The sequence below is a fragment of the Natrinema sp. CRL1 genome (genome assembly GCF_059162405.1).
This window is the reverse complement of record NZ_JBLVOY010000006.1, coordinates 111430-124498: the sequence shown is the minus strand read 5'-3', so window position 1 is coordinate 124498 and position 13069 is coordinate 111430. Positions and strand designations below refer to the sequence as shown.

17 protein-coding genes are annotated in these 13069 nt (G+C 54.2%); 3 read left to right on the top strand and 14 right to left on the bottom strand.

Annotated features, from left to right (window positions below):
* Positions 1-68: 68 nt before the first annotated feature.
* The gene (locus ACJYUO_RS18875) at positions 69-1952 is read right to left on the bottom strand and encodes an ATP-binding protein (protein ID WP_494346884.1); all 1884 of its coding nucleotides are present in this window, start codon (positions 1950-1952) and stop codon (positions 69-71) included.
* A gap of 347 nt (positions 1953-2299) precedes the next feature.
* On the opposite strand from ACJYUO_RS18875, the gene ACJYUO_RS18870 reads away from it, so the two are divergent.
* On the top strand, positions 2300-2770 hold the full coding sequence (locus tag ACJYUO_RS18870) for a hypothetical protein (RefSeq protein ID WP_494346883.1): 471 nt from the start codon (positions 2300-2302) through the stop codon (positions 2768-2770).
* A 342-nt stretch (positions 2771-3112) separates the two neighbouring features.
* A complete protein-coding gene (locus ACJYUO_RS18865) occupies positions 3113-3442 on the top strand; it encodes a winged helix-turn-helix domain-containing protein (protein WP_494346882.1) in 330 nt (109 codons plus the stop codon).
* A 132-nt stretch (positions 3443-3574) separates the two neighbouring features.
* Here the strand turns inward: ACJYUO_RS18865 and ACJYUO_RS18860 are convergent, their stop codons facing one another.
* The 11 genes from ACJYUO_RS18860 to ACJYUO_RS18810 form a co-directional block, all read right to left on the bottom strand.
* The gene (locus ACJYUO_RS18860) at positions 3575-3877 is read right to left on the bottom strand and encodes a HalOD1 output domain-containing protein (RefSeq protein ID WP_494346881.1); all 303 of its coding nucleotides are present in this window, start codon (positions 3875-3877) and stop codon (positions 3575-3577) included.
* 533 nt (positions 3878-4410) lie between these two features.
* On the bottom strand, positions 4411-4833 hold the full coding sequence (locus ACJYUO_RS18855) for a DUF5658 family protein (protein WP_494346880.1): 423 nt from the start codon (positions 4831-4833) through the stop codon (positions 4411-4413).
* On the bottom strand, positions 4830-5234 hold the full coding sequence (locus tag ACJYUO_RS18850) for a hypothetical protein (protein ID WP_494346879.1): 405 nt from the start codon (positions 5232-5234) through the stop codon (positions 4830-4832). The genes ACJYUO_RS18855 and ACJYUO_RS18850 overlap by 4 nt, the downstream gene beginning before the upstream one ends.
* 329 nt (positions 5235-5563) lie before the next feature.
* A complete protein-coding gene (locus tag ACJYUO_RS18845; RefSeq protein WP_494346878.1) occupies positions 5564-5980 on the bottom strand; it encodes a hypothetical protein in 417 nt (138 codons plus the stop codon).
* Positions 5970-6464, bottom strand: a complete 495-nt coding sequence (locus ACJYUO_RS18840) for a hypothetical protein (protein ID WP_494346877.1) — start codon at positions 6462-6464, stop codon at positions 5970-5972. Before ACJYUO_RS18840 ends, ACJYUO_RS18845 begins: the two co-directional genes overlap by 11 nt.
* Before the next feature lie 266 nt (positions 6465-6730).
* The gene (locus ACJYUO_RS18835) at positions 6731-6964 is read right to left on the bottom strand and encodes a hypothetical protein (protein WP_494346876.1); all 234 of its coding nucleotides are present in this window, start codon (positions 6962-6964) and stop codon (positions 6731-6733) included.
* A complete protein-coding gene (locus ACJYUO_RS18830; RefSeq protein WP_494346875.1) occupies positions 6954-7973 on the bottom strand; it encodes a hypothetical protein in 1020 nt (339 codons plus the stop codon). The genes ACJYUO_RS18835 and ACJYUO_RS18830 overlap by 11 nt, the downstream gene beginning before the upstream one ends.
* Positions 7963-8253 (bottom strand): ArsR family transcriptional regulator, encoded by a 291-nt coding sequence (locus ACJYUO_RS18825; protein WP_494346874.1) that lies wholly within the window; start codon positions 8251-8253, stop codon positions 7963-7965. The genes ACJYUO_RS18830 and ACJYUO_RS18825 overlap by 11 nt, the downstream gene beginning before the upstream one ends.
* 290 nt (positions 8254-8543) lie before the next feature.
* Positions 8544-8966 (bottom strand): hypothetical protein, encoded by a 423-nt coding sequence (locus tag ACJYUO_RS18820; RefSeq protein ID WP_494346873.1) that lies wholly within the window; start codon positions 8964-8966, stop codon positions 8544-8546.
* Positions 8967-9271: 305 nt separating this feature from the next.
* Positions 9272-10015 (bottom strand): ribbon-helix-helix domain-containing protein, encoded by a 744-nt coding sequence (locus ACJYUO_RS18815; RefSeq protein WP_494346872.1) that lies wholly within the window; start codon positions 10013-10015, stop codon positions 9272-9274.
* Positions 10015-10374, bottom strand: a complete 360-nt coding sequence (locus ACJYUO_RS18810; RefSeq protein WP_494346871.1) for a hypothetical protein — start codon at positions 10372-10374, stop codon at positions 10015-10017. The genes ACJYUO_RS18815 and ACJYUO_RS18810 overlap by 1 nt, the downstream gene beginning before the upstream one ends.
* Positions 10375-10746: 372 nt before the next feature.
* Between ACJYUO_RS18810 and ACJYUO_RS18805 the strand changes: the two genes are divergently transcribed.
* Positions 10747-11568, top strand: a complete 822-nt coding sequence (locus tag ACJYUO_RS18805; RefSeq protein ID WP_494346870.1) for a DUF7344 domain-containing protein — start codon at positions 10747-10749, stop codon at positions 11566-11568.
* Positions 11569-11730: 162 nt separating this feature from the next.
* Here ACJYUO_RS18805 and ACJYUO_RS18800 read toward each other — a convergent pair whose 3' ends face one another.
* Together ACJYUO_RS18800 and ACJYUO_RS18795 are read right to left on the bottom strand one after the other, a co-directional pair.
* The gene (locus ACJYUO_RS18800) at positions 11731-12063 is read right to left on the bottom strand and encodes a HalOD1 output domain-containing protein (protein ID WP_494346869.1); all 333 of its coding nucleotides are present in this window, start codon (positions 12061-12063) and stop codon (positions 11731-11733) included.
* Between the two features lie 179 nt (positions 12064-12242).
* Complete coding sequence (locus ACJYUO_RS18795) at positions 12243-12923, bottom strand: helix-turn-helix domain-containing protein (protein WP_494346868.1); 681 nt, start codon at positions 12921-12923, stop codon at positions 12243-12245.
* Positions 12924-13069: the final 146 nt, after the last annotated feature.

Below are 13069 nucleotides of genomic sequence, written 5' to 3'. Positions count from 1 at the left end.
ATACTATGATGATCAGTCCATCAACTGTACTAATCGTCGTGTTCATAACCAACGTGGCAATCTTCTTACTAAACCGGTGTATCACCCATTGGAAGGGTAAATGAGAACGTCGTTCCTTCACCCGGTTCAGACTCGACCTGGATGTTACCCCCGTGACGTTCGACGATTCGCTGGCACAGTGCTAGACCAATGCCCGAGCCTTGGTGGTTATCGTGGGAATGTAGCCGCTGGAACACCTCGAAGATACGGTCTTGCTCATCTGGGTCGATGCCAATCCCCTCGTCCTGGACTGCCACCTCCCACATCGAATTATTTGGTTCGACAGAAATCTGTATCTGTGGTGGCTCGTCACCACTATACTCGATAGCGTTATCCAGCAGATTCTGAAATAGTTGACGCAACTGACGCTTATCTCCCATCACACGAGGCAACTCCTCGATCTCTACGTCGGCATCGCTTTCGGTGATGCGTACATCGAGATCGTCGCGTACGTCTTGGACCACTTCGTTGAGGTTGACCAGTTCGAGCGGCTCGCCCTGCGTCTCAACTCGGGAGTACTCAAGGAGACTGTCGATCATGTCACGCATGCGGTCGGCCCCGTCTACGGCGAACTCGATGAACTCCTCTGCATCCTCATCGAGGTCGTCCGCGTACCGGTTCTCCAGCAGTTGGAGATAGCTCGTGACCATCCGCAGCGGTTCTTGGAGGTCATGAGAGGCGGCGTAGGCGAACTGTTCGAGGCGTTCGTTCGATTCCTCGAGTTTGTACTCGTATTCTTTTCGCTCGGTGATGTCCCTGGCCACACCGACCATCCGTGTCGGACCGTCATCTTCCTGGACCGGGTGTCCAGGGGCCTCGATCCACCGCACGTCTCCGTCTTGGACGATACGGATCTCTTCGTGCTTCATCTCGCCCGTTTCGAGAGCGGTCTCGATACCCTCTTGTGTCTTCTCCCGGTCTTCCGGATGGATCACGTCGATGAAATCCTGCCAGGTTTCAACTGTGGTCCCATACAGCGACTCGGCCGAGGGATAGAACGTGGCCTGATCGTCATCGACGTTCCAGTCCCAGACGACTGCATCTGTCGCATTGAGAGCGAACTCCATCCGCTCGCGGACGCGCTGGAGTTCCTGTTCACGTTCGACCCGGTTCGTCACATCGCGCCCGATACCGGCCAGAACGAGGTCTCCAGACGTATCCTCAAGCGTGGACCCGACGAACTCGAAGGGGATGGTCTCGCCATCCTTGGTACGTAAATCGAGTTCTACATTCACCGAGCCACTCTCGAAGCTGTTGCGGACCGCAGCTACGGCTGCATCACGATTATCGCCGTCGAAGAAGTCAACCATAGTCATTGATGCAATTTCCTCGTCGGTGTAGCCAGACACCTTCGAGAGGCTTTGGTTCCACCGTTTGAGAGTTCCATTTTCGTCTACCACATAGAACACGTCATCGATTGCATCGAGAATATCGTCGGTGAACTGCTGGTGGCGTTCGAGGCGCTTGTTCGAACTCTCAAGTTGCTCAACCGTTTCTTTAAGTTCGAGCTGCCGTGTTTTGGCCTGTGCGTCGTATCTTCCCGCGCCGAATCCTGCAAAACTTCCCAGTGCCGTAAGCAAGAGGGTATTTCCGACGATATTCGGGTCGTCACTCGCAAGAATAAGAGGGAGCATGATGACGAGGCCGGTCCCGATGCCACGAAGACACCACGTGCTGATAGTCGGATAGAGTTCGGGACGGATGTCTGTTTGTGACAACTGATAGCCACCGTATATCAGGAGGAGACCGGGAATACCGACTAGAATGCCGAGCACAGCCCAAGTTTTGACCGCCGACTCGTCGACGGTGGGGAGAGCAGGATAGCTGACTGCGAGTACGACGAAGAGTCCACCGAGGGCCACAACGAAGTTCCGTCCGAACGAGGAGGAACCCGACCATTTCCCGAGGCTCATTACCCGTACTCTATAGAGCGAATTCTATAGTGTTGCGATGCCCCCATCATCACTATGTGTGTAATATCATGCGAATCTATGTTTGGAAAATGCTGGCGAGTCCAACTTCAGTATAATCACATCGTTCCTGACCGGACATGAGAGATCGGTATCAATGTGGTACAGCGTTCCCCTGTATCTAACGATAGGTGAGATCAACACCGTTGGTGTAAATTGTTCTATAATACTCTCGATCGTTCCGAGAAAGATCCTCTCTTTCTCGAGTGTGTTTTAGAAATGCGTATACAATAGTAATAGTTAAGTACCTCCCTGAGAGAGTATAGAGTACGCGCTGGGAAACCGGCGCGATGGTGACCATGAAGATGAACGAACCACACACGAGTTCGAACGGCAACCCGAAGCCAACTGTTGAATCGGTCGAATCGAATCCGCGAAGCGACGCGTCGGCGATCGTCAGCGATCCCGACTGGGAAGACGTCGGTTCGCGCGTGCTGTCCGAGTTCGTCGACGCCGTCGAGATCATCCAGACCGCCGGCGAGACTGACCCAATCCACGATTGGGACGGCGCTGCCGACGCATGGACCGCCACTGCCGGCGACGAACCGACCTCAGTCTGTTTCCAGCATGATAGTGGCGCGTGGGTCCGAATCGAAGACTCGAGCGTCTCGAAGGGCTTCAACGTCCTCGTCTGCGAGGGGCCAGAGTCAGTGCCCCAGCGGAGTCTCTGGTCCACACGAGGTCACGGCTACCTGCTGCAGAAGTGCGAGAGCCACGCTGTCGCGAAAATGCTGCACTTCACTCGAGGCGGCCAGTTCTAACCGACGGTCGACCCGAGTACTTGAGTTACGTTCTCTAAATCTTGACCCTCTATTTTCTTAACGCAGAAATGGTAATCTATCTACTATGTTTACGATAGTATATTGAAAGTGAGGACGGTGAAACCGTCCCCTGCCGCTCCGGTCTCCCGAGCGACGTGAGGGGTGTGTGCAGATTGAAATGCGGCACCGCTTTCTCTATTCCCGAATGTAATAATCCTTGCGACTTCACCACTATTCACTCCAGATATAGATGGTAATTTAGGGTAAAATTGGCCGTATGACAATGGGTGTACGACTCAGTAGACACTCAGTTTATTATATCGGACGCACATTACCAATTTGATGGGGATAACAGACAACGCGATTGAACCGGAGGTTGCACTGGTGTTCGAGACGGGTGCTGCAGCGAGTATCGTGTCAGTCCTACTGGATATACGTTCAGAACCACATAGTGTCTGCGATATTTGCAATCATGCCGATATTTCGAGAGGGACGTTTTACCAACACGCCGACCGACTCGAGGAATACGGTATCCTCGAGAAATTTGAACACGGAAATGCGTCGGGCTACCGGCTTGCAGAGACGCCCGTCACGAAAAAACTGATCGAACTGGAGGACAAACTCGAGCAACACCAGCAGTCCGGCCGTGAGAACAGCGCTCACTCCGATTAGTGGTCGCGGAGAGCTTCTTTTGCTCTCGTACCGTAATCGCATTGGTGTTCTACAAACTCGAGCGTGAATGCCGGACTGACAACCGTTGGTCGGCTATTTTCGATAACAGTAGATAGTAGTCTAAACCTCCAATTATCCCATCGACATGTCTGTAGAATGGGTAACCCCATCGATGAGAATTTGACTTTCAGAAGTAACTGTGATTTGATGATCCATGTATTGAAAGGTGAAACTCCATGTCCCTTGGTTAGCGTCATCAAGTTTAGCTAGTACTTCTGGATCGATGTATTCGTACAGCGGATCAAGTTCTGTTGAATCAACCCCATCAGTAGCGGCCACAGTATCAATGACGGCGGTGATAAGATCAGTCTGATTCATTCTCATCCATCTTTGAGATAATCTTACAGTTCCTGACCAAACTTTCTGGAATTTCATCAACTGAGTTGAGTATTTTATTTGTAATGAATGCCGCCTCGGCAAAGTTGGGTCCACGCTGGACGCAGAACGGGTCGGATGTCCACCGAATGTAGCCTGCATTGGCGAGTAACGGAAGGTGACGATGGCGTAATTGGGTGGACAACGTCTCGGAATCTACCGATTGGTTGGGCGACTCCGCGGCTTCGGGCAACAGGAGTCGTCGTTCGGTCGGCTTTTCTGACAATGATATTATGATGGTACGTCGTGGTTCAGCCGATAGTGACTCAAACATTTGATCCCAGCGGTCAGCCCACTTTCTCTCTCCTGATGGATCGATAGACATACTGATACTATAGTGTGCAGAACCAAAAGTCCCCGAGAAATAAAATAATATATCTTGTTTACCAATGAACATATTATAATAAACTCGAATTTCACGGAAGATTTGAATAAAGAAACTGTACACTAACTACTGTTAGGGCACTTGCGTCACGTCTCGTCGATCCGCGCGGCGAGCTCATCACTGTCTGGATCGATCGTCACGGGGTCGATCATCCGATCACCCCGGTAATCTGCAGTGCGTTCCACGCGGCAGCGCCCATCCAGATCGGTGCGGCCAGCACTGGATAGTACAGCCACCACACGGGTTGCCCGTCTCGAAAGCGCCGTTCGACCGCGTAGGTCGCGACCGAGCCCGCGATAACGATCCCGATCACGACGAGTTTGGAGAGTGCAATCCCTGCGAGCCCGTGACTCGTGAGGAGGCCTTGACCGATAGGGTTCATCTCTCGAGCACCAATCCCGAGGCCGTAGGCGGTCGTGAACAGGTCTGCAAACGCCGCGAGAAATAGCATGGTCCACGCAAGCGTTCCAAGCGCGGACTTGGCTGTAGGCGTCTCGAGGATTGCTATGGTGCGCTCGAGTCGGCTAGTCGCGCCGGCTGTCGGTCGGGGAAGGCGATCGGACACGCTCATCGAAATCCATCCTCCGGATCGCAGTCGATGATATCGGCGGCCGTCGTATCCGAGACAAGTTCCGGGCCGGCGGTCCCGATCGGTTCCGCAGTCGCTGGGTCCCTGCTGTTCCGTTGTGTTCGCTCGAGACCGTACACACGCTCGCCAAGGCCCGGACTCTGTGGGTATCGCAACCGGACGTGCTCGGTCGCTGCATCGGGAACACACAGCGTATAGTGGGTGCCGTAGCCGGCAAGTCCGACGTAGTGGCCCGTCGTTTGGTACGCATCCCGGACGTGACGTGCCGGTTCGGTCACCTCGAGCGTTCGGGTCTTATCACGGGCTTCGACCGATATCTTTTCGCCGGCCTCGAGTAACTGTACGAAGGCTCTCATGACGCCGCGGTCCATCCGCTCAGTCATGGCGATCACCAGTTGTCTCGCTGTCCGGTGCTCGCCCCTCCGAGCAAAGGCCGTATACCTTCTCGTTAGGGTTTCGGAGATTCTGCCGACTTTCGACGTACCCCGCTGCTTTCAGATATGCCGCCCGACGCCGGGCGGTTCTGAGACTGAGCCATGTCTGTTTGGCTAGTTCACTTGTAGATAGTTCTCCCTCCCGTTTGAGGACGATATAGACGAGTTTCGCCGCTGGATTCATCCCCTCGATTGGTGGCCGGTCGGCTTTGTCTGGACCGACAGTCGCGTCCTCATCGTCCTGCACGTGTCGTTGAGTACCGACGGGATGTGACGTATTAGTCACTGCGACCACCCGAATTCGGACCGAGTCGTTCGTCGAGATCGACGCGATCACAGCGCTCGAGGAGGACCACGGCGTCGTCGAGTCGCTGCTCTTCGCGGAGTCGTGCCGTCGTCCCCGCGAATGCGTGCGTGAGCCGGATCCGCTTTGTCGTCTCGTCGTAGGCGGGTTCGACGATGGAACCATCGTAGAGGACGGCATCGGCGAAGGCCAACACCCACGCCTCGAGTGTCCGGCCGGCGATCCGGTAGCACTCAGGTAATCCCTCGGGTACGTCGCGGATGACCAGTGTCTCCCCGCCGTGATCGACCGCCCGCCATTCGTAGGGGAGCGACTGGTCCGTGTGTCTCGTCGTTTTTGTCGCCGGCGCTGTCGATGTCGTCGTCTGCATGAGCGGTTGGTCAGTCGTCATCGGTATCGTAGGCCCTCCATGCCTCTTGCAGTTCGTTCAACCACGTTCGCTGGTTCTCGGTGAGTCCGTGCCGGCGGACCTGCTCAGCGCCGTTCAAATCGGCTTTCTCGTGGAGCCACTCCCGGCGGTTCCGCGAGAGCAACATGAGCGCGAGATTGCGGACCGGCCCGTCGTAGGTCTCTGTGATCCGATCGGCGTGCTCGGAGGTGATCTGACTCGGCGTCGGACTCGCATACTCCGACTCGAGGGTCCCGATCTCGGTCTCGACACGATCTAGAATCTGGCTAGTGTTCTGGAGCGATTCGAGCAGCGCTGAATGGACGGCCTCGAGATCCGACGCTGGGTTGATCGAGTTCGACAGTGCAACAGACCGCGTGACGGCACGGGACGATGACGTATTCACCTTCGCGATCTGCCGTTGGATGCTCTCGAACGTCTGCTGGCGCTCTTCCTGGTCGTCTGTGTGTTCGCTCGAGTTACGCATCGAAATCTGCCTCCTGGTGATCGGTGGCCGTGCGAAGGGAACGGTGATCTCTGACAGGATCAACTTGAATTAGACTAATACGCGAGTGTTGTCTTCGCGCTGCCACAGTTCGGACATCGTTGAAATTCGTAAGTACCGTACTCGTTCTCGACTTCGACGAAGAATTCCTGCATACACGAGTGACAATAATAGTCGGGCATGATCCTTCGTAGACAGTAGAGCGCGACCCCACTTGTCGTTCACTACTGCTCGAGGAGTTGCCGGACTCACTCACCCTGATCACCCCCCCCCTCGACCGTGCCGACAGTCTCGAGAAGCCGTGCTTTGAGATCCTCGGACAGTTCCTCGTTGTCCGTTTCCGAGACGTACGTCCACAACGCTTCGCGTGCCGCCTCGTCTGATTCTGGCTCGAGGACGAAGACGAAGCCATCGACGGGCTCGCCGTCTTCCCGGACCTCGTATTTCGTATGCAGGCCGCGATCGTGACCGTCACTCGGCATCGGCGTCACCTCCGAAAACCGTGTCGACGCTCAGGTGTCGGTCTTCGCACGACCGTGTTAAGCATCGGCCGCCGATTTTCTCAATTCCGCAGGTATCGCACGCCTCGGAATCTGCTGTAGTGCTATATGTATCGGCATCACCGTCTATATCCGCACACTCAGTCTGTTCGTCGGGATACGGTTCGAAGAATCGTCCCTCATGACTGAGGACCTCGTTCAAGACCCACGAGGACACTTCCGCTGAGAGCGCCGAGAACAGCCGATCGATCCGATCTCGATAGTGATGAACGCCTTCGTTGTAGGCGTCCCACTCGTCAGTCCCGTACTCGTACGCTTCGCGCTCTTGAATGAGTCGGTCGCGATTTCGGTCCGCTCGCCAGAACTCGAGGATCGTCGGACTCGTCTCACCGCAGTTGGAACATTTCCATGCTGGGAGATGGGTATCCGGCGGGTGACCGTCGTAGATCGGGACCTGCCCGTTGACCGGATGGGGAATCAGATCGGTCCCGTCGACGAACGCCTCGGCGATCTTGTGATCGGACTTGGACTCGGACTCGGTCACGATCGCATTCCCGCCGTCCGTGAGTGTCTGCTGTTCTTCGTCAGTCGTGGACTCGTCACCGCCTGTGTCGGACGCGAGCGTGTACGGATTCCGAACCTCATGGACGGGGCCGTATTCGCCCTCGTACTCGAGTAACGCTTTGGCGACGTGACCCGGGATTGCCTCGTCTTTGCCCCATTCTTCACCACGCTTTTCGATCTCAGTGTCCGTTTTGACGCTGCCGTCGTCGGTTTCGATCTCGACTTCCGTCTCGTAGAGCCACTCGTGGCAGACGACCGTCGCAACGCCGTTCTCGACGACCGCTGCCCACTCGTTGATCGACGGACTCGGCCACACGAGGAGCAACGGCAACTCGAGCTCGGTGCGTGGATGCTGCCAGTGGACCTCGATCTGATCGACCGGTACAGGATCGAAATCGAACCATCCATCGTCGTTTTCACTCTGCATCGACGGTCACCTCCGTGGTTTGGTAGATCGATTGCCGTGCATCCCGCATGTTCGTCCGCGAGTCGACGGCGTCGATCGCCTCGAGTCGCCGGAGTCCCTCTCTGACTGTCCGAACCGGAAGCCGACTCTCTTCGGCGAGTTGTGTTTGTGTCAGTTCGTCCTCGTACTCGAGGATCTTGTAGACGAGTTTCGCACTCGGCGGGAGTTCGTGGAGATCATCTTCGGGCTTGTCCGGCTGTTCGTCATAGGCCGTCTGATTGCATTCGCGGCTCTCAGACATCGGAACCCACCTTTTGCCGATCAGTAGCCGTGTGTAGTGAGCAATCATGGGCCGTTCCTAACCAAGTAGGGGGTGTGCGGAAGCCAATAGTCGGTTGTGGATCCAGTATGAACGGTGCACAGAAAGCAAACCGAATAGTAGCTGTCTGTACCGACTGTAATTCACCATACGCTGCTCGCCGCTGGCCAGACGGGGAAATTAGATTGATTGGAACAGGCGCGGTTTGTCCCTGTGGAGGGGCCGAGTTTCGACCGATCAAGTGATCAGTTCTGTCCGTAGACTGAGCGCTGTTACTCATGGGTTTCACCTGGGGTTTCGGTTTTAGAGGAGAGTGATCTAACCTCAACATCGGCATCTTGTAGCCGATCCGAGAGAGGCGGTTTGTCCTGATGGATCCGAACCGCACTACGCTCGATCTCACTCCATGACATCTCGGTTTTCGCCCACTTGGCGAGAAGGTCCGTGTTCTCGAGCGTTCTCTGCCGCTCTTTTTGGTAAAAGTCAAGACGTGCTTTCCGGTCACTTTCGTCGATCTGCTCCGGAACGTCGATCTCGCTTGCCCAAGCCTGTGCGACTCTGTCAGCGACGAGGGCGTAGGTCTCCCCGTTGTCAAACTTGATAATCACATACTCGCCGTCGACATCGAACACGGTATCTTCGGATTCCTTGAGACGGTCCTCGTGGAACTCTTTGAGAGACGTGGCCTCACGCATCGGGATCCGCCTCTTGTTGATCAATAACCGTGTGTAGTGATTGGCATCGGTGAACAGGGTTAGCCTTGCGTAAACAGAAATCGATAACAATATAGTCGTTAATCGAGATAATATTGACGAACCGGGGGAACAGTATGACACAGCACAAGCGCGTCGTCGGCGTCTGTGAGTGCTGCGGATCAGTGTATGCTGCAAAAGTGCTCTCGTCGGGACGAGTTCGTCCGATTGGACGGGACCAGTGCTCCTGTGGAAGCAAGAGGTTCCGACCACTCGAGTGATCGGTACCGTTCACAGATTGGACACTGTCATTCATTGCGACCACCCGTTTCACCGTCACCGGTGGGATACACCGGTTCGTCACGATCCGAGACCAGGTTCGTCTCGAGATCGTCGCCGTCATCGACATTCGAGAGATCGAAGTTCACGTACGCATCCTCGTTCGGCCGCATGTGTCCGTCCATTTCGTCGGCGTGAACGACTGCATAGCACGTAAGTGCGTCCTCAAGCGTGTCCGGGAAATGCGCCGGCACGCCCGTTTTCACGAAGAGATCGCGAACTGTATCCTCGGGTTCGAGCGCTGCATAGACGTTCCCGAGTCGAACGACGCGGACGGCTTCGGGATCCGTCTTACTGTCCCCAAAGACGCCGAGGCGGCCGTCGACGTGATAGGTAAGTTCGACCGTGACCGTCTCCCGTCCCCCGTTCGCTGACACAACCCGCCCGCCGTCAGCGTTCGAATGGGCGAGAACCATCGGGATCTCCGCCTCGAGTTCGCTGCTGATCAGTAGTTCTAACGTGGGATTGAGCGTGCCGTAGTCGTCGCGTCGGTTCTTTCGGTGCTGGCGTTCCGCCTTGGAATCGATATCGATCTCACTCTCGCGCCCTTCCCCGTCGGCGCGGACGGTCTGCCCGATCTCGTCGTGGGTGTTGATCAGTGTGCGGGCGGCATCTCGAAGCGCCTCACTTCGATTCGGATAGTGCCCAGCATCGGCGAGTGACTCGAGAGCGTTGACGAGCCGTGTCGGCATTCGGTGGGTGACACGCTCCATTAGTCGTCACCTCGAGCCATCTGCTGGCGTTTCTCGAGCACGTCCCGCTCGACGACCGTCGTGGTTACTCCGTCGGCGGCGATCGAGCGATCGGCATCAATTCGATTCGTCCCCGTGGTACCCTCGAAGTCCTCGAGTTGGTGGTACGTGAGCACGTTGCCGTCGTCGTCGTCGAGCTCGTAGAACCACGTCAGAAATTCGTAGTTCGGGTTCTGACAGCAGATCAATTCGTCATCTGCAAGGTCATCAAGCGAGGGCGGCTGTTCTGCGTCAGCACTGCCGTCGTGATCGTCGGACTCTGAGTCCGTATCGGGAGGCGATGCTACTGGCTGCTCGTTTGAAGGGGTGTGTGCAGTCATTTGCGGTCGGATTCCGGGCGTCTACTGTGCCGGAATCGTATCTAAAGAGATGAACGTTCGATACTTAATACCTCGGACAGCCAAGGTATGTGTTGCGCTTGTATGACGCCGGATGATTTTCGACTACCTATGATGAGAAATTCATTCTATTGGTGTGAACAGAATCCCCACTTTGATCCTGATTTCGACTCTTGAGACACCGTTAAAACCTATTCTTCAAATGTTCTGTGTGAACTACACGTTCACTACACTCGCTTATTGACCGCTGAAAAAGATACGACCGTCAATGAACATTGACAGATTATAATTCAGGTATCGTGTAGGTGAGTAGAGCCATTTATCTTATAACTCTCACACGAATATCTCAGTGTAATGGATCCGCAGGACAAAGAAATCATTCGGTTACTTACTGACGATACTAACCGTGAAATATTAACCATAATCAATGATGCTTCTCACAAACTTTCAGTGACCGAAATCGCTGAACGACTTAGTTCAACAGACAAAGCTGAACTCAATCAACCCGTTCTCTCGCTCCATCATCAGTATCTGCCGCAACTTGATGAAGCAGGACTGATCGAGTACGACTGTGACGAAAACGTTGTCACTGAGGGCAACTCCTCAGCAGGTGATGCCGAATGGATGGGGAGAGATGTGCTCAACGAACTGCTTTCAGGGACAACGATAGGACGGAAAGCAGGCGAATACACTGTTGGACGGCTCGAAGGTCAGGAAGATGTATACGATTACAGTCGAAAATTAGCTGATCAAGCAGAAGATGAACTGTTTCTAATTTATGCCACCGACGACTTGCTTGATGAGGCCTGTCTTCCGCATGCGGAGAATGCGATCGAACGCGGCGTCGAATTTCATGCCGGAGCGAAAAGCCAAGAGGCTCGGAAGTTCTTTCGAGAGCAACTTCCAGAAGCGACTGTATGGGACCCACAGATGGATTGGATGTATGAACAGGCGAGCTATCCCAAGGTGAGTCGACTTGTGTTCGCTGATCGGGAGACCGTTGTCGTCGGACTCTGGAACGAGGGTACTAATGGAACGAAAACGGAGGTCGCGATGATCGGTGACGGAACTACTAATCCCTTAGTGGTCCTTACCCGGGAACTGCTTGGTTCTCGGTTGGATCATCTTGACTATCAGAGTGATGATTTTCTTGGAAATCTTCCATTTGACACGTGACTACTGCTCTGTGGTGCATGAGACAAATATAATGACTATACCATTTTATTAAATATGTTATATTTTTAAATAAATTCTAAATCCTCTGGAAGAGGGTCAGAATCTTGTACGATCATAAAATGAAACCCATATGATTAGCATCCAACGGACTCTTCAGTCATTTTAATTCTCTGCTTCCTGCTCGCAGTTGCGAGCGACTATTTCAGAGCTATCAACAGTTATCTCGAGGCCCGCGTACTCAAAACGTATGCGACAGTCCTGTTGAGTGGTCGATATAAGACGATCCAGTGCGCTGGAATCAATAGCAGAATGCAATGTATCGAGTTCCGTAGGATCAGTTTCAGTGATGGCCGCCGCCAAGACGATGACAGCAATACTCGGGTCATCAGTACCCGAATCATACGTAAGACAATATGCGGAGCCACCATCACGAGGTATAATTCCCTCACCTGATTGGATTAGTGACCAGTCGCTCGTCGGGTGTTTATCATCCATAAGTCATTACTGGAGTCTGTTTGAATCTTCTCTCTTGTCGCTGGCGTCCCTGGAATATACACTACAAGCGGGTTTCCGTATTCTGCATGGTGAACAAGGGAACTATCAATTACTGTGATGGTATCTACACCTGATAACGATAACTGATGGAGCTGAGTCCATAGCAGGATTGTGCTTGGTCACTCTACGGGTTCAAATGTCTCCGCTTCTTCCTCGGCGAGGGTGATGAGGGTGTTCTCGACCAGCGTCATGATAGCGCGACGTAATCGCTCAGTGACGGCCTGATCGGAGATGTCCAGTGTGTCTGCGAGATCCTGAGTTGACATCTGCCGTGGAATCGAGTAATACCCGCCTTGAACTGCCCGTACAAGCGTCTCCTGCTGTGCATCGGTCAGCCCATACCACAAGGAATCCCCCGGTTTCACGGGGTTATAGATCCGCCCAACTTCGAGTTGGATGTGAGCGCTCTCACAGTATTCCTTGAATTCACCGAGCGCATCGTGGGTGGGGAAACGAAGTTCGAACTCCCAGGTATTCTTCTTCCCTGTTGCGCCTAATAAGTGGCCCCCGTTCTCAAGGATGCCTTGGAAAAAGATATCACGGCCGACATTCCAGTCTATGGAATAGAGTCGCTCGTTGTTGTGGCGACTCACTTCGGTGATATTCTTGACCGAGGGATGGTTACTAACGTTCCTCTCGAAGGAATCTCGTACCTCTTCACTCACCGAGAAGAATGGGACGGCTTTCTCACCGAGGGGGACCATGTTTTCTAGTTTGATTGTGGTCTCTGATCCCAGTTTGAGAATCCGCCCCAACTCGAAAGAATCGGAAGGAATTCGGAGATGGGCGATGACGGTCATTGCCGGGATTTGAATGTGGGGCCGACGCAGGTAAAAAGAGGTGGCATGGTGTGCCATCCCCATCAGAAAGGCATGGTGTGCCATGCACAACAGTAGGTCTTTATGAGTGGCGGGATTAGATGACAGTGAACCGAAACCCTTCGCAA